Source organism: Desulfitobacterium sp. (genome assembly GCF_035539115.1).
Lineage (GTDB): Bacteria > Bacillota > Desulfitobacteriia > Desulfitobacteriales > Desulfitobacteriaceae > Desulfitobacterium_A.
Map to the genome: position 1 here is coordinate 1 of NZ_DATLJA010000048.1, position 17,868 is coordinate 17,868.

19 protein-coding genes and 1 pseudogene are annotated in these 17,868 nt (G+C 43.3%); 1 reads left to right on the forward strand and 19 read right to left on the reverse strand.

From position 1 onward, the window contains the following. Nucleotides 1-187: 187 nt before the first annotated feature. From VM640_RS09105 to VM640_RS09185, 18 genes and pseudogenes are all read right to left on the reverse strand, one after another. Nucleotides 188-601, reverse strand: a complete 414-nt coding sequence (locus tag VM640_RS09105; protein ID WP_325391443.1) for a type II toxin-antitoxin system death-on-curing family toxin — start codon at nucleotides 599-601, stop codon at nucleotides 188-190. Further along, a complete protein-coding gene (locus tag VM640_RS09110) occupies nucleotides 601-861 on the reverse strand; it encodes an AbrB/MazE/SpoVT family DNA-binding domain-containing protein (protein WP_325391445.1) in 261 nt (86 codons plus the stop codon). The genes VM640_RS09105 and VM640_RS09110 overlap by 1 nt, the downstream gene beginning before the upstream one ends. Nucleotides 862-1,046: 185 nt before the next feature. Then, nucleotides 1,047-1,241, reverse strand: a pseudogene (locus tag VM640_RS17265) (ABC transporter ATP-binding protein); the annotation flags it as partial. Nucleotides 1,242-1,325: 84 nt separating this feature from the next. Next, nucleotides 1,326-1,712 (reverse strand): MarR family winged helix-turn-helix transcriptional regulator, encoded by a 387-nt coding sequence (locus VM640_RS09120; protein WP_325391447.1) that lies wholly within the window; start codon nucleotides 1,710-1,712, stop codon nucleotides 1,326-1,328. A gap of 272 nt (nucleotides 1,713-1,984) precedes the next feature. Next, nucleotides 1,985-2,398: a PIN domain-containing protein gene (locus VM640_RS09125; RefSeq protein WP_325391448.1), complete on the reverse strand. Its 414-nt coding sequence runs from the start codon at nucleotides 2,396-2,398 to the stop codon at nucleotides 1,985-1,987. Beyond that, nucleotides 2,382-2,609, reverse strand: a complete 228-nt coding sequence (locus tag VM640_RS09130; RefSeq protein WP_325391450.1) for a type II toxin-antitoxin system Phd/YefM family antitoxin — start codon at nucleotides 2,607-2,609, stop codon at nucleotides 2,382-2,384. Before VM640_RS09130 ends, VM640_RS09125 begins: the two co-directional genes overlap by 17 nt. Nucleotides 2,610-2,948: 339 nt before the next feature. Further along, nucleotides 2,949-3,185: a DUF2442 domain-containing protein gene (locus tag VM640_RS09135; protein WP_325391452.1), complete on the reverse strand. Its 237-nt coding sequence runs from the start codon at nucleotides 3,183-3,185 to the stop codon at nucleotides 2,949-2,951. Nucleotides 3,186-3,308: 123 nt separating this feature from the next. Continuing rightward, the gene (locus tag VM640_RS17170; protein ID WP_414647944.1) at nucleotides 3,309-3,653 is read right to left on the reverse strand and encodes a cell wall-binding repeat-containing protein; all 345 of its coding nucleotides are present in this window, start codon (nucleotides 3,651-3,653) and stop codon (nucleotides 3,309-3,311) included. Nucleotides 3,654-3,774: 121 nt separating this feature from the next. Further along, nucleotides 3,775-4,722 carry a hypothetical protein gene (locus tag VM640_RS09140; protein ID WP_325391454.1) on the reverse strand — a complete coding sequence of 316 codons (948 nt, stop codon included), beginning with the start codon at nucleotides 4,720-4,722 and terminating at the stop codon, nucleotides 3,775-3,777. Between the two features lie 161 nt (nucleotides 4,723-4,883). Then, nucleotides 4,884-5,306, reverse strand: coding sequence for a hypothetical protein (locus tag VM640_RS09145; RefSeq protein WP_325391455.1), 423 nt, complete (start codon nucleotides 5,304-5,306; stop codon nucleotides 4,884-4,886). A 42-nt stretch (nucleotides 5,307-5,348) separates the two neighbouring features. Beyond that, nucleotides 5,349-7,859 carry a cell wall-binding repeat-containing protein gene (locus VM640_RS09150; RefSeq protein ID WP_325391456.1) on the reverse strand — a complete coding sequence of 837 codons (2,511 nt, stop codon included), beginning with the start codon at nucleotides 7,857-7,859 and terminating at the stop codon, nucleotides 5,349-5,351. Between the two features lie 169 nt (nucleotides 7,860-8,028). Continuing rightward, nucleotides 8,029-9,252 carry a TolC family protein gene (locus VM640_RS09155; protein WP_325391458.1) on the reverse strand — a complete coding sequence of 408 codons (1,224 nt, stop codon included), beginning with the start codon at nucleotides 9,250-9,252 and terminating at the stop codon, nucleotides 8,029-8,031. 34 nt (nucleotides 9,253-9,286) lie between these two features. Next, nucleotides 9,287-10,474 (reverse strand): TolC family protein, encoded by a 1,188-nt coding sequence (locus VM640_RS09160; protein ID WP_325391460.1) that lies wholly within the window; start codon nucleotides 10,472-10,474, stop codon nucleotides 9,287-9,289. 147 nt (nucleotides 10,475-10,621) lie between these two features. After that, nucleotides 10,622-11,629: an HlyD family secretion protein gene (locus VM640_RS09165; protein WP_325391462.1), complete on the reverse strand. Its 1,008-nt coding sequence runs from the start codon at nucleotides 11,627-11,629 to the stop codon at nucleotides 10,622-10,624. 19 nt (nucleotides 11,630-11,648) lie between these two features. Next, nucleotides 11,649-12,281 (reverse strand): HlyD family secretion protein, encoded by a 633-nt coding sequence (locus tag VM640_RS09170; protein WP_325391463.1) that lies wholly within the window; start codon nucleotides 12,279-12,281, stop codon nucleotides 11,649-11,651. A 29-nt stretch (nucleotides 12,282-12,310) separates the two neighbouring features. Next, nucleotides 12,311-14,107, reverse strand: a complete 1,797-nt coding sequence (locus tag VM640_RS09175; RefSeq protein ID WP_325391488.1) for an ABC transporter ATP-binding protein — start codon at nucleotides 14,105-14,107, stop codon at nucleotides 12,311-12,313. A 47-nt stretch (nucleotides 14,108-14,154) separates the two neighbouring features. After that, nucleotides 14,155-15,888: an ABC transporter ATP-binding protein gene (locus tag VM640_RS09180; protein WP_325391464.1), complete on the reverse strand. Its 1,734-nt coding sequence runs from the start codon at nucleotides 15,886-15,888 to the stop codon at nucleotides 14,155-14,157. 40 nt (nucleotides 15,889-15,928) lie between these two features. Next, nucleotides 15,929-16,369: a MarR family winged helix-turn-helix transcriptional regulator gene (locus VM640_RS09185; RefSeq protein ID WP_325391465.1), complete on the reverse strand. Its 441-nt coding sequence runs from the start codon at nucleotides 16,367-16,369 to the stop codon at nucleotides 15,929-15,931. Between the two features lie 229 nt (nucleotides 16,370-16,598). Between VM640_RS09185 and VM640_RS09190 the strand changes: the two genes are divergently transcribed. Further along, nucleotides 16,599-16,790: a hypothetical protein gene (locus VM640_RS09190; protein ID WP_325391466.1), complete on the forward strand. Its 192-nt coding sequence runs from the start codon at nucleotides 16,599-16,601 to the stop codon at nucleotides 16,788-16,790. Between the two features lie 26 nt (nucleotides 16,791-16,816). Here the strand turns inward: VM640_RS09190 and VM640_RS09195 are convergent, their stop codons facing one another. Next, nucleotides 16,817-17,818, reverse strand: a complete 1,002-nt coding sequence (locus tag VM640_RS09195; RefSeq protein WP_325391468.1) for a type II TA system antitoxin MqsA family protein — start codon at nucleotides 17,816-17,818, stop codon at nucleotides 16,817-16,819. Nucleotides 17,819-17,868 lie beyond the last annotated feature (50 nt).

Genomic DNA, 17,868 nt, shown 5'->3' on the forward strand with positions numbered 1-17,868 from the left:
AAAACCCGGCTTTCGCCGAGCTTTGCGATAAAGAAGACTTGGCCAGCGCCAAAGCGATGGCCTTAGTCGCCTTATCCTGCCGGACTTAACTACTTGCATCGTAGGAAAGCGAAAACCGCTGGTTGCACTTATGCTATCTGCTCCCAAATTTATACTTTCTGTTAGTAAAAAATAAACCGGTTTCCCATCATTCTTGAGAGACGGAAACCGGTTCTGTTGTATGCTCTTTGATAATGGCTACTAGGTTTTTAAAACTGTACTCATTTTCGACCATAGCAACGGTAAAATCTTCGGCCTGTTTAGCATCCATTTTAAATAAATAGCCATTATATCTCAAGAACACCACCATTGCTATAAATGCCGTTCTTTTATTGGCGTTTTGAAACGAATGGTTTTGACCAAGCGATTCAAATAATGCAGCTGCTTTTTCTATAATCGTGGGATAGGCGTCTTCGCCGAAAGCAGATTGCTGGGGACGATATACCGCTGACTCCAAAAGCGACTGATTAAGGATACCGATTGGTTCACTTGGGCTATATTTTTGGATCACCGCAACATTAATCGCAATAACTTCCGGTACAGTCAGATAGTGAATATCCATCAGCGATCCTTAAGTCCTTTCAATGTTTCATCATACTCATTCATGACATCATGAAGGGTATCTAAGAAGTCTAAGCTGATGCCTTTGGGTAACGTCACATATTGGCTTTTTTTAATAACAATTTCATCACCACGAACATCAACTTTTACTGTATCCCCGTTATTAATACCCAGCTGCTTTAAAGCGTCAGTCATAGTAACGCCTAAACTATTTCCAATCTTTGTTACCTTTCTTTCCATTCCGTTCATCACCACACTCATTGTTCTATTCATCCCCTTTCATAATATGTTCTAATGTTATAACAATTATACATTATTTTTAAAATAAAGCAACAAAACGTTTTATCGATGGCAAGGTTAATATCTATCGAATTCTGCATGGTGCCAGGGATTATATCCAGATTCTAAAACATCTAGAACCGTGATTGGGCTTAGCCTATTCCCCTTCAATAACCTTCCGAAAATTGACTATTATATAAGGTTGCATAGAAATCACCTTTGGCCAGCAATTCCTCATGATTGCCTTGTTCAACAATATCACCGTCTTTCATCACTAAAATCAAATCTGCATCTTTGATCGTGGAAAGTCGATGAGCAATGACAAAACTCGTGCGGTTGCTCATTAAATGGTCCATCGATCGCTATTTTCCCTTGGTTCAGGTCATAAAACCTCATCAGTAGTTTCACAATCGTGGTTTTACCTGCACCCGTTGGTCCCACAATAGCTACCTTTTGCCCCGCTTTGATTTTTGCTGAAAAGTTATGAATAACAAGCTTATCCTTACTGCCTGGAGTTCTTTGACTAAACGCTGCTCGCCACACTCGGTTAAGCGAACGTAGACAATTCGTCGGTCATTTTTTGTCGTCATCCGTTCAACATAGCCCTTATCCTCGAGGACATTAATCATCTGCGAGACTGCGGGTTTACTGATCTCTAAGAGTTCACTCAAGATTGAAATTGTGACTTCTTCAGTTTCGGAGGTATTCAGCTTAATCATATTCAGCATCTTAATTTCACTGCGCGGCATCTCGCTCGTGTTGGTTGAATTCATCCTCATTTTTTGGAACTTTTGCATGATCTGATATATCTTCTCGGCATTACCAATCTCCATCTTAATTGCCTTCCTTCGATACTTAAATTACGCACGACTAAACTTTCAATTAATTGGGGTTTTAAATTCAAAAATAAACTGATTAAGTATGTTCATTGTTAAGCAGCTTAACTAATATGCGCGTTTTCTCTTCTTTTGTCAAGATTTTTACCTATCTTCTTTGGTTATGAAAAAATCCTCCTATTTACACAAAGCCCGATCCCACTAAATAGGATCGGGCTTTGTGTAAATTATTTTTCTGAATATCCGGGGTAAATTGAATTGATATTATTTTAAAAATAATTAGTAAGGAAGTCATCAGGTGTAATCGCTTTAACTGGTGAATCAGTAAAGTCTTTTAGATTGCGAGTAATAATCAAGTCAAGTTTTCTCCGTCTGGCACAAGTTGCCAATAAGGCATCTTCATAATCATTCATAGGCATACTAAGTGCTTTCGCACAATCGCTTTGGGTGACATCGAGAACTTCAAATAAGCTGAAAAGCTTAAAGAGCACTTGCTTTGCCTGATATGCATCATAGAGATGCTTGTAAAGTAAATAATAAATGTCGGTTACCGCACTTGCAGTTATGGATGCATTTAGCTTATCCTCAGCCATAAGCAAAAAAAGCTTTTCAGCAGAAACATTGTGAGGTGTACGACCAATTACAGCATCAAGGATAACATTTGTATCAATCAAAACTTTCATGTTTATTTAACCGTTCCTCTCTTGCCTGTTCCAAAGAAGCATCGCATGGGAGAATACCAAACAATGATTTCGCTACTTCAACCTTATCCTCGTTTACCTGGGTAAGTTTTGCTATTCCCTTACCATTCTTAGTGATGATTATTTCCTCCTCAGAAGCGAGTGTTAGGTACTTTCCAATATTTTTTTTAAATTCAGTTGCGGTGATAAGCATTTGAATAACACCTCCTTACAAAATATAACAGATTCTTTCTTAAAATCATTATACCGAATTCGCACGAAATATCTAACATTTTTTCGTGCGAATAATTGTTGGAAAAGTGTTTATTGGAGAAAATAGAACGATCCGACCACCCATGAAGGCAGTCGGATCTCTTTTGCAACTTTTGTCGAGGAAACCTCAATTACTAATGAGTGTACTCCAAAATAGCCTGTTACAAACGACAAAAATATCAGGCTGAGCGATGATATTAGAGATTTCTTCATCGCTGTCGTTATATTCAAGGATACAGAGGTCAAATGGAGCAGGGGGGCAGACCCTGGGAAACTACTATTACATTGGTACGCTATCATAGTAAAGCTCATCGGGACAGATATCAACACCGTTTTGCCATTCAACCGAAAGGCCTGCAACGTACACGGTTTTGAAAAGAGCAGGCTTTTGCAACTCTTTAAATGGTATAAAATCAAAGTAAGGCTTTACATCAAATACTCTATTTTCACTATTGCTGAACGTGACCAGCAGCTTATAATCATCAAGAGGTTTTACCGCAGTTGCTCTCGGACGCATTATCGTTCACTCCAATCCTCTAATTTTAATTAACTCGCCATCATTTCTGTATGCTGTCCATGAAGCTTTCAGTTCATCGGTATGCAGAAGGATTCCCTGACTTTATTTTAATCGTTAGCTCTTTTAATTATTTTCCACGATAGCCTTTATTTTCTGAATGACGTCGGTAGAAACAGCTCCTTCACCACCCAATACCCGCAATTTCTTGATAGATCCTGCATGCCTACGCAGAATTGTTTCGGTAAAGGGCGATAATTCCTTACCGACAAGTAAAATGGGCGAGGAACTTTGCGCTGCTAAGGCTGCTCCTGTAAGCGCATCGGGAAAATCGTCGCCAGTCGCAATATACGTCGTAGTAAAATCGAGTTCATTCGAAAAGATAGAAGTAAAACTGAGGTTACGTTCGTATTTATCAGACCCGGCAATTACCGAGAAATTAGGATAATGGCTGGTAACATCCCAGCTTATTTCATCCGTATTGTCTCATGCATGCAGTCCTTTGCGAATGTCAGCAAATACTTCTTTCGTAGGACGGCCTTTGCCTGCCAAATAATCTGCATACCCGCTCTCTAATTCTACATTAAATTCGCTATTCTACCAAATACGGTATGGGGACCAACTTCAGGAAATCTTCCAAAGTCGTGTTATGAAAATAGCGGAAAACCAAATCCCGATCCTTCTGCTTCATCGTCAATAGAGCACAACCTTGGCCATCTTCCAGCGTATACAAAACACTGCTGATCTCGCTTGTTTGCTCGGTGCGAATAGCTTCGGGCCATAACCCCAGCAAGGTCTGGGTGGGGGCTGTTAATTGCATCCGGTTGAATACCGGGACGACACTGAGCAGGTAGCGCAATAAATCGGGGTTTAAGCCACATTCCTGGAAGAGAGCTGCCCATTCCTGGATCGCACCCACGATACAACTCCTAGCTTCGGAAGCTCGATCCAGCATCTGCTGCGGATAATGCGCCATGATTCGCTCAGCCCATGTTAAGGATCGCGTGTTTCGCCGCGCAAAATCAACCCGGTTCTTTTCCAGAATGGCTGGAAAAGTATTGATCAGATTGTTCAAAACTAAGATTCGATGGATATCATCCCCGAGCTTTTGATCATCTGAGCCCAAGATTCCCAGTAAGTTCGGAAAAAGTTCTTGCTCGATTTCCGCTGTGAGAATTCCCCGCCGCTCTTGCTCCGCTCGGATCCAGCGATGCTCTAAATACCCTTGAAGTTCTGTGCCGATGATGCCCACCAGATCGAATTTAATCACGCGCACGAGCTGGGGTACAACCGGCCTCACTAAAAGGTGCAAGAGTTCATGGGAAAGAGTAACATCATTCATAGCACTTGGTTTCACGACGATAACGCAGTTTCCCTGCTCGTCTTCATGGGTATGGGCATCCGAGCCCATCGAGAGATTCTCACTCAAACGAAGGACCAAGCTCTTCGGGGCAAGCTGCAACCGTACTTCCTTTAAAAGACTCTGTATTTTCTCTGAACAGTGTTCCTCATCGAAAGAAAAGGATTCACTTAATTCCATAATGTCACGCCCTTAAGTAATTTCTATATTGTAACCAGATGACTTTTACCTCAACGTATTATACCATTGTTACCTCGGCAGGTGAACTGAAAGTTCCTAGCCTGCAAAGGTTATGACAAAGCCCGGTCACATTAATGTAATCGGGCTTTGTCATAATCTCATTAAGGTTTAAACGAAATAGTATCGATAACTTTTCCATCACTTAAAGCTTGAGCCGTAAGCTCTTTCCCCGGATAATTGGTCTTCAGTTGAGTCAAAAACTCATTAGCCAGACTATGAGCGTAAGTTTTATCCACTCCACTCTTAAACGTAATATCGCCATACGTGATTCCCTTTTGTTCATAGATCTGAGTGCCCAGGACGTCCTTTTGAGACATCAGCTGTTTGGACACGTTATTATTGGCATTAACGAGAGTCGTATCTTTGGGGACGGGTGTTAAATACTGCGATTGGGGAGCCTGTTCGGTTACAGCATTTGGTTGTTGCGTATTTTGCTGTTGGTCCGCAGCCTTAGGGGCACCACATCCGCCAAGAGCAAAAGATAAAACTAAGATTAGGAACCCGATGGATAATTTTTTGAGCATGTCACCACATCCCCTATTTAAGATCTTTCAACTCTTTAAAGGTTACCTCATTTTGTTCACTTTCGCAATCGTTTTATTGCTCCAACCTTTGGGACCACTTCCATCCTTATCACCTTCGGCATTAAATTCCCAACTTCCCACTTGAATGTCCCGCTTCAAGGTGAGAACTACACTTGCTCCTTTTTTAGCGTTAATCAATCCGATCGTCACTTGTCTGCTATCCTCGCTTATCTTATCAGCGCTGATTCTATAACTCTCAGCCTTATCGATCCTTACCTCATCCCCCACTGAAACGGTGATACCCCCTGGCAGGGAAAACATAACAAGTCCATTAGTATAATCTTCACCAAGCGTATACGTTAAAATCGTCTGGGGATTAAGATTGTTCGCTCCCCCTTGTCTGCTTACCGTTAATTGTCCAGCTATGGTATTTTCATCCTCTACTACGGCTAACGTAGCCGCACTGATTACAGGGGTTCCTCTCCCTGTTCCTGTCAGGGCAACTGGTGTTACCTTCACTTTAAGGTATTTCTGGAGATCTTTAAGTAATGGAGTATAAGTCATACGTGTTGCACCCACGATATTAGCATAAGGCCCCTCAACAGTTGAACCAATCATCCATTGATAGAGGGGTGTGCCCGCCTTATCAGACTCAGAATCAGAATAGCCGATGCCGGAAGCCGTTAAAACTTGACCCACCTTTGCCGCTCCTGTAATTGTTGCACTCGTGAAGGTCGGAGGGTTATCCCCCCAGCCACTCTTGTCTTCGTCCGTCATATTATCATTGACAATTCCCCCACCGCTGAATCGCATAGCCCCAGTCGATGATTTAAAATTTCTGATTTCAGTTCCCTTTTCGACCACAATGTAGCCTGATCCTGCTGTATTTAATTTATCGATTCTACCCCAATCTAAGGTAAAGGACGAATTATCACGAATAGTTACACTCGGAAATAACCCAACTAACTGAACTAAATCCGGAGTGTCGGACTCGGTTACTTGAACATTTGCAACCGTTGCACCAATACCCACGGAAAGTTTTACCCGTCCACTCAGAACAACCTCCCTGGAGAATGTTCCCTGAAGCTGTACATTGATCGGTCCATTCAGGCATGGGCGAACAGACAAGGTCCCTATATTCGCTCCGTCTTGTGATTCGACTGTCGCATTGGTTTGAACCAGTGTCGATCCTAAAATTGTCCCTGTTTCCGCCACCACATGGACATTAGAGGAACTGGACACGACAAGACTTGGGGACTTGGTTTCTCTTAAGTGGATGCTATTATGGTCGGCACCCGATAAAACAACAATCCGCGTCGCCTCCACCACATCAAGCTGGGTAGACCCGAATTTGCCCGGATCAATAAATAACGTCCCCTTGACCTTGACATTCTGCAGAGTTACGCCATCTGCGTCTACGAGAAGGTTCCCGGTCACAGTTTTGTTTTCAAGGGTTTGATAAGGCTGGTTAAATTCCACAGCTCCGATTTGCGTCGTATGCTCATCAGGCTGATCATACATTAGACCTTGAACAGTAGAATCCAATATAATACCAAGAATCCCAGGATTTTTAAGGGCTATTTCAGCCTGGATAAAGTCTTGCGTTGCCGTTGGAACGGTCCCCTTGTTCGCCAGAATAATAGCACCACCAGCTTTAGCCACCATCGGTGCACCAATCAAAGAGTCGATAAGGCTGGTATCATCCCCATTCGCGAAAAACATCCCGCCACCGGCAACTTGGTTTTCGAATTGTTTTAACACTTGTAGATTCGTATCGAAGCGATCTTTTCCGCCAAGACGGGTCGCCAGGGGAAGGGCCTTCTTGACCTTATCAGTAATGACCGCGGTTCCCCCAATAACATAAGTTTTCTTGATATCCGAGGCGTTGATGAAATCAGACACAGCTTTCGGCACAGTATTCTTGTCCACCAAGAGAATGGGAATTCCCTTCGCGGCAGCAATTGGGGCAATGGAAATAGCATCGACAGTGGCCGTGGAATTGGTGACGACAACTTCTTGGAAGGGCTTAATCTTTTGGATTTCCTTGGCAATGTTTAAAGCCGTTTCATACCGATCATGCGTACCTAGCCGTATGGATTGGATGCCGGCAGCGGCAAGCTCCTTCTCGACTTTAGCCGAGAGATAACCCGTCCCGCTGACCAGATAAACTTGAGTGACCCCAAGCTTTTTTAATTCTGTCATCGTCGTCGAAGGGATTGAGTCCATGTCGGCAAGAAGGATCGGGCCATCCACCGCCTTGGCCAGACTTGCTGAGACCAGGGTATCAGCCCCGTTCAGATCACTAGACGAAGCAAGGACTGCCATGCTTGCTGACTTCCATCCCTGCTCGGCAATCTGGACGGCTGTACTATACCTGTCCTCCCCACCAAGACGGGTCAACGTATTGACCGAACTTTTCAGCGATTGGACGGCGTCCGGTACTTTGGGGTTTACCGTGCTCGCCCTCGTAACTGCGGGCGTTAATCCCCAAGTTACAGTCAACGCTGAAATCATGAGAGTTGCAACAAACCGATTGGGATAAAATCTAACCACTTGATTTCCTCCTCCTTACCTTAGCGGGCAAATAAAAAAGGCCCCAATAGAAACCTATTTCTATTGAAGACCTAAATAATCCTTGATTTTATTTCCTATATTTTCCATTATATTCTTTCAACTTTCGTCATATTTAGACAAGTTGTTTTATAAACTTTCATAAATCGGTTTATGGCTCTAAACTGTTTTGGAAATTGGCCGCTGCCGCCATATAAGCATTAATATCCTGCTGCAAGGTATATTGATCATTTAAGAGTGTTGTTTGCAACGGAATCATCTCCAGGGTGCTTGAAGTGCCAACATCAATATTTTTTTGCTTAATATCGATATTGATTTGATCCGCTTCCACCGTTAATTTATCAGCCTCAATGGTATTTTCCAGTGTTTTTAAAGAATTATAGGCAGCGCGCAGACTGACTTCCTTCGTCACTGGCAAATTGGCGAGGGTTGCTTTCTTATCTTCGACACTCAACTGGATTGGGTCAGCATAGATATCATCATAGTAAAAATCAATATCATACTCAGTCTGCGTAATGGCAATATCCTGAGTATATTTTTGGATATCATAGTTATTTTTAACGGCCTTGGCGATTTTATTCTCGAGATCGGTTTCATCAAATTTCGTATACGCGTTGAGCTTCGAAGTCAGCACAACCTCACGATTAAGGTCAATGCCCAGGTCCTGCTTCAGCGTATTCATAGCGCTATTGATACTATTGGTAATCGCTTTTTGGCCAGCTTCCAGTTTACTTATTTGGGCCTTGTAAGCATAGAGGTCCGAGGGAATCTTTAAGCCGAGATTAATTTGCAGGTTCACTTGCTCAATAACGGTATCCAGATTGCTGTGCTGTTTTTTGAGGTTTTCGGCCTGCTGCTGCAACGTCAAAATTCCTTCATATTCATTGGTTATCGCGACCTGGAGATCTTTTAATTGGGTAGCTCGATCATGCTTGGCATTATCTAAGGTCCATTGGGTTCGTTGATAATTGAGAGCTCGATCTTTCTTGGAAGCTTCATCAACGACCGGGATATTGGCATCATGCCTGGCTAACGCTTGTTGATTTTGTTTATCATAGATCAGAATTTTGCTGTCCAATAATTTAAGTGAGCTATTCCCTGTCTCCACCGACTTCAAGGCATCCTCCAGCGAGAGATTCAAGGTCGAAGTGTCAGCAGGTGCTGTCGTCGGTGCAGTCGTACCTGTGGAAGCTGGAGTCGTGGATGTCGGAGTAGATAAAGTAGGAGCCGTGGAAGCAGGACTGGGAGTCGTCGTAGCTGAAGCAAGTTGAATCACACTGTCCGCCGCCCAGGTACTATGTGTGAAAAACAAGATTGAAGCCGTCAGTGAGGCTGTAAGCGCCAGCGCACCAACGCTTAAGTATTTCTTTTGCAAATGAGACACCTCCACCTTTAATCGTTCTGACCTTTTAATCGTTATTAGGCGCCGTCGTATTCGACTTATTTTCGGACGGGTAGGGGCTAAGCGAGAAATCGACCGTCACGGGTTGTGGACTTAAGGGATTATAGCCAATACCACAAGCTGAATCCATCGTCGTCTGGGCTAACCACGCATCAGCTTGGGCATTTTTATAATTCACATCGGCTTGCGCTTGAGCGACTTTAGCCTCGTCTAACACGAGTAAGGAAATCTGACCATTTTCATATTGGACTTCGGCCATTTGCTCATTAATGACCGCCTGGTCGTCAAGAATCTTCATCGCTTCCCTGTTCTTCATGGCCAGTTCCAACGACTTGTAGAAGTTGGTAATATCTTCTTGCACGTTGATTTTGGCCAGATCAACATCGTTTTGGGCACTTGCGATGATATACTCTTGTTTCTGGATGTAGAATTGAAAATCCGTAGGTACTTCAGCCTTGCCATAATCATACTGGGTCTTTTTCGTAGCGAGCGTGCCCTGAGCGTTAAGGATCTCCGCTCGACTAGCTAGGGCCGTGTTGACGTAATCGTTTAACGGTCTGATCTGATCAGCCGGCACAATGTTGTTGTCTAGCACTGTCGCATACTTCTTGGTGATATCCTCACCCATCGCTTGATTCATCGTCATCGAAGCCGAATCCACGCTTTTTTGCGCACTCTGATAACGAGACTGGGCTTTGATGTAAGTAATTTCACTCAATCTTAACTGAGCTGGGGTAATCTCGCCCAGCGACTGCTGAAGCTGAGCTTTTTGGTAATCCGCTTCGAGCGAATTGAGAAGATTCTGTTGAATTGTCTGCGCACTTTTGGCTTTGACGAGGGTAATATAGTTTTGATAGGCTGAGAGGCGGATGGCATTGGTCACCACTTGCTGCCCATTCGTCGCTTGATTCAGCCTATCTTTGAATTCCAGCGGGAGCAGGATTATTTGTTCGACTAAGGGATAAGAATTCACATAGCGTAACATCGCTTTACTCTGATTCATCTTCGAGGTGATATCCGCATAATTCTTGTTGACGACGGTTACCTGTCGCTTAGAGTTTTGGACCGCTTGTGAGTTTTTGAGCGTTTGGATGGCCGCTTTTTCGATGTCGAGCGAATCTTCCGCCGCCAGCACGGTCGTTGAAGAACCCACCAGCATCAAGGCAATCAACAGAATGGACAGGACTTTTTTCAACTCTAATTCCTCCTTTGCTTGTCATCGCAACGTATAGTCTCTGAATTTAGCAGCCAACAACCCATCTCTCCATCCTACTTTGTGCCTTTAAGGGTATGAGATTCAGGTGTGGGGAATGAGGTGAACGCATATAACTCATCATATCATTTATTTAGATATTTTTATATCCACATTAAAGTCGGGTTTGAGAAAATCATCGGGGTTGTCGATGGAAATTTCTGTTTTGATCATCGTTTCCCCATTCACTTCCACACCCTGATCGGCAATTTTCGTCACCTTGCCTTTGTACTGTTTGCTGGAATCCGCTAAGGGCAGGATCTCCACAGCTGCTCCTATTTTGACATCCTTGATGAAATCCTCGGACACGTCAGCCTCGACGATCAGGCTATCCATATTCACCAGACTCAGCAGCTTGATGCCTGCCGGCAGAGGATCTCCAGCGACATGGGTGCTCTCCTGAACCAAACCGTTTTTGAAATCAGCGACGATTTTGTTATCCTGAATATAACTTTTATTCAGCTTGTCCTTCAGCCGCTGGAGATTGGTTTCCAGGGAGCTGATCTTTTGCTGTTCGAGAGCGATGCTGAGTCGAAAATCGGTCTCCTTGGAGATACTCTTATCAGCTACGTTGCGCTCTGCATCATCCACTTTGCGCTGCGCCGTAACGAGATCCGTTTTCGCAAGCGCATTGGCGTCAAACAAGCTCTGCTTGGTCGCTAAGTCTTCCTTGGCGCGGCTCAGCTCCTCTTGCGCGGCTTGCAGACTGCTTGCTTCTTGGGCTTCATTCGTCACCTTCGCATTTTGAGCTTTTTCTAATTGCAGCTGTTCTGTTTTTAAATTATTTTCTTGATCCACGATCTGTTGCTGGAGATCATGAATATCCAACGTCATCAGTTCGTCGCCTTGACTCACCCGTTGCCCGTCTTGCACCGGAACTGCTTGAACCGTCGCCGCAAAATCGAGGGTCAAATTTTGAATCTCCTTCGCTTTCACTTTACCCGCGGCTTCAATGACATTCTCCTGCACCGGTTGCCCTTGAGCAGGTGCAGCTGTTGTCTGAACTGCTTGAGGGGTACCGCAGCCCGCAGTAAAGAGAATCGTTCCTGCTAAAACTACGATCGATCCCTGCCTCAGCCATTGCTTCGTTTTGATCATGACGTTCCCACCTACTCCCTTATTTTATTTTGATTTTCACCGTAGCATTGGTGCCGATTAAACCCTCTAACTTGCCCGTGTCCTCGAGAACTATTTTCACCGGGATCAATTGGGTTACTTTGGTATACGTACCACTCGTGCTAAAACTCGTGGCATTCCCGCTAAGCGCTGTTTGCGTTACTTTATTGATTTCTTTAACCTGACCTTTAAATTTTTGACCGGGATAGGCGTCTAGTTGAACCGTCACATCTTGGCCCTCTTTGATCTTGGTAATGTTCGTTTCTTCAATGTTAGCACTGACATAGCTATGATCGATATCGGCAACAACGGCGGCAACTACCGTGGGGGAAACCAGCTGGTTTAAGACGACATTGCTCTTAACCACCTGCCCCTTGATCGGCGATCGTAAATAAGAACCATTTTCCAACCTGCCGAGGACTTCATTTTCCTTGACCAAGCTGCCTTCGGCAACGTTAAGTTTCACCAGCCGACCACTCGCTGAGGGCGCGACATTATAGACTTCCGTGGTCACTTTGGCATTATCGGTCGTAAAATAAGTGTTGCTCTGCACATAAAAGTAAGTCCAAATCCCTACGCCAACCAAAATAAGCAGACCAATAATCGTAAAAATCAAATTCTCATTTCTTTTCATCCCTTGAACCTCTTCCTTTCCGAAAACATTTATTCTTCACCTTCCGAAAATTGACTATTATACAAGGTTGCATAAAAACCACCTTTGGCCAGCAACTCCTCATGATTGCCTTGTTCAACAATATCACCGTCTTTCATCACTAAAATCAAATCGGCATCTTTGATCGTGGAAAGGCGATGAGCAATGACAAAACTCGTGCGGTTGCTCATTAAATGATCCATCGCCTTTTGAATGAGAATCTCGGTCCGGGTATCGACCGAACTCGTGGCTTCATCCAAAATCAAGATTTGCGGATTAGCTAAAATGACCCTGGCTATGGTAAATAACTGTTTCTGCCCTTGAGAGATATTACTGGCTTCTTCATTGAGAATCATCTGATAGCCATCAGGCAAAGCCCGAATAAATTCATCACAATGGGCCGCCTTAGCCGCTGCAATCACTTGTTCATCGGTTGCGCCAAAGGTTCCATACCGAATATTTTCCATGATGGAAGCATTATAGAGCCAGGTTTCCTGAAGAACCATGCCAAACATGGCCCGCAAGTCATTGCGGGTAAATTCAAAAATATCATGACCATCGATCGCTATTTTCCCTTGGTCCAGGTCATAAAACCTCATCAGTAGTTTCACAATCGTGGTTTTACCTGCACCCGTTGGTCCCACAATAGCTACCTTTTGCCCCGCTTTGATTTTTGCTGAGAAGTTATGAATAACAAGCTTATCCTTACTGTAGCCAAAGCTCACATTTTCAAAGGCTACCCTGCCGCAGAAATCCTCTGCTTTGATCGGTGTGTGCGTATCCGGGATTTCCTCTTTTTCCTCTAAAAACTCAAAGACCCGTTCGGCGGCTGCTACCGTTGACTGCAAAGTACTGGAAATTGTGGCCAGCTGAGCAATCGGCTGGGTAAAGGACCTCATGTATTGGATGAAGGCTTGAATATCGCCAATGTCGACCACTTTCTTAACGGCTAAATAACCTCCCAGGATACTCACCACAACATACCCCAAGTTGCCGACAAAATTCATCACCGGCATCATGATTCCGGAAACGAATTGGGATTTCCAGGCGGAACTGTACAATTTGTCATTGACTTTCTCAAAGATTTCAATCGACTCTTGTTCACCATTAAAGGCCTGAACTACCGTATGTCCCCCGTACATTTCTTCAACATGGCCATTGATTTCACCCAGGGATTTCTGTTGGTCGCGAAAAAATCCTTGAGATCTCTTGATAATGATCCCGACGATGGCTAAGGACGAGGGGATAACCACCAAAGCGGCCAGCGTCATCAACCAGCTGATCGAGAGCATCATCACCAAGACACCCACGATCGTTGTCACTGAGGTCAAAATCTGAGTTAAACTTTGATTGAGCGTTTGGCTCACCAAATCGATATCATTGGTGATTCGTGATAAAACTTCGCCATGGGTTCGAGTATCATAATAATTAAGAGGGATCCGATTCATCTTTTCCGAGATATCCTTCCGCAGTTTATAGGTTACATCCATCGAAACCTTAGCCATAATATAGCTTTGAACATAAGAACAGACTGCGGAGATCAGATACAGAACAATTAATATTGAAATTATTTGACCGATATAATGAAAATCGGTCAAAAGTCCTGTTTGGGCATACCAGGCAAATAATCCTTCAGCCAGCTTGGTGGTGACTTTGCCCAATAATTTAGGCCCTAAAATCGAAAAAACCGTGGAAAAAAAAGCGAAAAAGATAACGATCATGATCTGGGCTTTGTAGGGTTCCATGTAACTGGCCAGGGTACGTAAGGTCTTTTTGAAATCTTTGGCTTTAGCCCCACCCCCCGGCATGCCAAATCCCCCTCCAAGCCTGGGGCCTATTGGCTGTTTCTCCTCACTCACCTCGCCAATTCCTCCTCACTTAATTGCGAACGTGCGATTTGCTGATAAACTTCGCAACTTTTCAAGAGTTCACGATGTGTACCTAACCCCACGATATGCCCATTATCCAGGACAATAATTTGTTCGGCATTCATGATGGTGCTGACCCGTTGGGCAACCAGCAGAAGGGTGCTGTCGCCTGTTTCCCTTTGCAAAGCGGCTCGAAGCTTTTGGTCGGTCTTGAGGTCCAGTGCCGAAAAGCTATCATCGAAAATATAAATCGGCGCATTTTTTACCAGTGCCCTGGCGATGGACAATCTTTGCTTTTGTCCTCCGGAAACATTCGTCCCTCCTTGAGCAATGATCGCGTCATAACCTTCTTCCTGAGAATCGATAAATTCTGTGGCCTGAGCAACGGAAGAGGCCTTTTCGAGGTTTTCCAGGGTTGAAGTTTGATCCGCATAAGACAAATTCGACTGGATTGTCCCTGAGAAAAGAACACTTTTTTGGGGTACATAACCAATTTTAGCCCGTAAAGTTTGGCGGGTAACTGTTCGAATATCTTGGCCATCGATTAAAATCTCACCCGAGGTCACATCATAAAACCGCATCACCAGATTCACCAGAGTAGACTTACCACTGCCCGTTGAGCCGATGATCGCTGTTGTCTGCCCCGGCTTGGCGCGAAAGTTAAGCTGGTGCAAGACCTTATCCTGGCCGCCCGGATAACGAAAACTCACATTACGGAACTCGATTGTGGGTTGAAAACTCTCCTTAAAGCGGACTGGTTCCGTGGGATCCAAAATGCTCGCCTCAGTCGCCAAAACTTCAGCAATTCGATCTGCTGAGACAGCTGCCCTGGGGAACATAATAAACATCATCGACATCATTAAAAAGGCCATGATGATTTGCATGGCATATTGCATATAGGCCATCATATCGCCAATATTCATCTGCAACGCAGAAACTTGTTTGGCGCCTACCCACACGATCATGACGGTCACCAGGTTCATAACCAGCATCATCGCCGGCATCATCATCCCCATGGCGCGATTCACAAAAAGGTTGGTGGCGGTTAAGTCCCGATTGGCCTTGTCAAAGCGCTCGACTTCAAATTTCTGGGTGTTAAAGGCACGGATGACCAACATCCCTTCAATATTTTCGCGGGTAACCAAGTTTAACCGATCCACTAACTTTTGCACGATCTTGAACTTGGGCATGACCAGAGAAAACAAGATCATAATGGTTCCGACTAAACAAATAACGGCAACCCCAATAATCCAAGACATGGAAGGGCTTTCGGAAACAGCTTTGATGATGCCGCCAACGCCCAAAATGGGAGCATAAAAGACCAAGCGGATCATCATCACTAAAACAGTTTGAATCTGAGTAATATCATTCGTTGTCCGCGTAATCAAGGATGCGGTGGAAAATTGATCAAATTCAGCATTCGAGAACTGCTCCACTTTTTTAAAGAGATCAGAACGCAAATCATGGGCTACTCCGGCCGCTGCCATGGCCGCAAAATAGCCCACGGTTATCGACGCAGCCGTTCCCAAGAGGGTGACTAAGATCATCGTTCCGCCAGTTTTGAGGATGAAATTAATGTTTCCGGACATAACCCCTGAATTGACAATATCAGCCATATAAGTGGGCAAGGCTAAATCACAGATAGCTTGCACAAACAATAAGGCAACAGCACAGAGGATTATGCCAAGATAAGATTTTAAATAGCGAATCACTGTAATCACGCAGCAACCTCCTCCCTTGTTTATTTTTGCGATCAGTCCATCATTTATGGGTACAGGCGCTCACGATTAAATAAAGCTTTTCTAATAATCGAAGTAGATCTTCGGTATCTTCTTCTCCCATCTTATCAAAAATCTGAGTCATCCCTTTTAATAAAGACTGGAGTTCTTTGGCCAAACGCTGCTTGCCATTCTCAGTTAAGCGAACATAGACAATTCGCCGGTCATTTTTTGTCGTCATCCGTTCAACATAGCCCTTATCCTCGAGGACATTAATCATCTGCGAGACTGCGGGTTTACTGATCTCTAAGAGCTCACCCAGGGTTGAGATTGTGACTCCCTCAGTTTCGGCGGTATTCAGCTTAATCATCTTCAGCATCATGATTTCACTACGCGGCAACTCGCTCGTGTGGGTTGAATTCATCTTCATTTTTTGGAACTTTTGCATGATCTGATAGATCTTCTCAGCATTACCAATCTCCAACTTAATTGCCTTCCTTCGATACTTAAATTACACTCAACTATCAATTAAATTGAGGCATAAATAAATTAATTAAGTATGTTTATTGTTAAGCTGATTAACAATAAACATACTTAATATCATAGGCATTTTTTCTTCTCTTGTCAAGATTTTAATTTTAGTTTGTCCGGAATGTAGCTCTCGTTGATGGGCACAAATAATATCACAACCCTCACTGGCAATCGCAATGCTAGTGAGGGTTGAGTTGTATGGACCCAGTTTCTGTTTACACAAGATAATTGATATTATCCGGAAAATTCTCGCCGCTAGCAATGAAAGCATCGTCAGCTGTAATCCAACCCGCTTGCTAATGGCTGCGGAAGTCTCATCCCGGTCTTCGCCAGCGATGCGCGTGGTGGAGGCTGACCCTGAGGCCACCCACTAATTAAATAGCTAACCCCTTTTGATGATTTAATTATAAAGTTTGTTAAAAAAATCCGTACTATAATCCCTAATATCGGACGTATTAAGCATACCGTGTTTTGATTTAATCTCATTAAAGTATTTAGCTATTAGTTCTTTATCTATAATCCGATCTGAGCCTTCATTGTCACTTAATCCTGTCCTAGTAGCTCGCCATGGTTCCTCTGCATGGGTCATTTTTTCTAGAACCTTTCCGCTATAACAACCAAAATTTCTAACAATACTATCTAGAAGCTCTTTTTCCACTGCTGTTAATTTTATATCTCCATATTCATAATCCTTCTCTTCTATTGGATTATAACCATGGTCTTTATATTTATAATAGATACTTCTATATACAGGGCCATGCACCCAAGCTTCACAGTTATTATAAAATAGATATTCTCCCGTAAAAGCTTTGTAAAAGCCCTGAGAAAAATACAATAGCTTTTGTAAGGCTAGAGGTGTTATATCTACAGAGTTTGCCAAAAGATATTTAACAACGTAGTCAATTTTATCTTCAGATTCAATACTAGTGTCTGTTTCAGTTCCGTTTTTTTGTAAAGCACTACATATGCGTCTATATGCTACATCTGTGATATTATCCTTATTTTTCTCCAATATTTCTTTTAGATAATTTGAATCGTCAAGGATTTTCTTTAGCATATCAGAGTATTGCTTTGCAGGGATGTCCCCTTCTAAATACCTAGTCAAAGTACCTTCTCCCCAACCTAATAGTAAAGATAAAGGTCTTTTGCCAACATCATATTTCTCCAATATTATTTCAATTTCTGATACTGAAATCAATCCTTCTTTTTCTCTATATGCTTTCTCTAACATAGCTAAATTATAGTCACGAATATCGGATACAAATATTTCACTTTCGCATTCATTGCAATAAGCTTCTTTTCCTGTATATTCAATACTCTTACCTTTGATGTTTTTTTGTTTTTTCTCATCTCTAATAGTGTATTCGGTCATTTCATGACATCTTTCACAAAAACCTAACATCTAGGCCGCCTCCTTTTTTTATTTATCATTATTAATCTTTTATTTAGTAT

What these genes read in the sequence shown, in the direction of transcription:
- VM640_RS09120 (WP_325391447.1), bottom strand. Translation starts at nt 1,712, where the DNA reads ATGGAGATTGGTAATGCCGAGAAGATATATCAGATCATGCAAAAGTTC.
- VM640_RS09130 (WP_325391450.1), bottom strand. Translation starts at nt 2,609, where the DNA reads ATGCTTATCACCGCAACTGAATTTAAAAAAAATATTGGAAAGTACCTA.
- VM640_RS09165 (WP_325391462.1), bottom strand. Translation starts at nt 11,629, where the DNA reads ATGATCAAAACGAAGCAATGGCTGAGGCAGGGATCGATCGTAGTTTTA.
- VM640_RS09135 (WP_325391452.1), bottom strand. Translation starts at nt 3,185, where the DNA reads ATGCGTCCGAGAGCAACTGCGGTAAAACCTCTTGATGATTATAAGCTG.
- VM640_RS09175 (WP_325391488.1), bottom strand. Translation starts at nt 14,107, where the DNA reads ATGCCGGGGGGTGGGGCTAAAGCCAAAGATTTCAAAAAGACCTTACGT.
- VM640_RS09105 (WP_325391443.1), bottom strand. Translation starts at nt 601, where the DNA reads ATGGATATTCACTATCTGACTGTACCGGAAGTTATTGCGATTAATGTT.
- VM640_RS09145 (WP_325391455.1), bottom strand. Translation starts at nt 5,306, where the DNA reads ATGCTCAAAAAATTATCCATCGGGTTCCTAATCTTAGTTTTATCTTTT.
- VM640_RS09125 (WP_325391448.1), bottom strand. Translation starts at nt 2,398, where the DNA reads ATGAAAGTTTTGATTGATACAAATGTTATCCTTGATGCTGTAATTGGT.
- VM640_RS09110 (WP_325391445.1), bottom strand. Translation starts at nt 861, where the DNA reads ATGAGTGTGGTGATGAACGGAATGGAAAGAAAGGTAACAAAGATTGGA.
- VM640_RS09195 (WP_325391468.1), bottom strand. Translation starts at nt 17,818, where the DNA reads ATGTTAGGTTTTTGTGAAAGATGTCATGAAATGACCGAATACACTATT.
- VM640_RS09170 (WP_325391463.1), bottom strand. Translation starts at nt 12,281, where the DNA reads ATGAAAAGAAATGAGAATTTGATTTTTACGATTATTGGTCTGCTTATT.
- VM640_RS09140 (WP_325391454.1), bottom strand. Translation starts at nt 4,722, where the DNA reads ATGGAATTAAGTGAATCCTTTTCTTTCGATGAGGAACACTGTTCAGAG.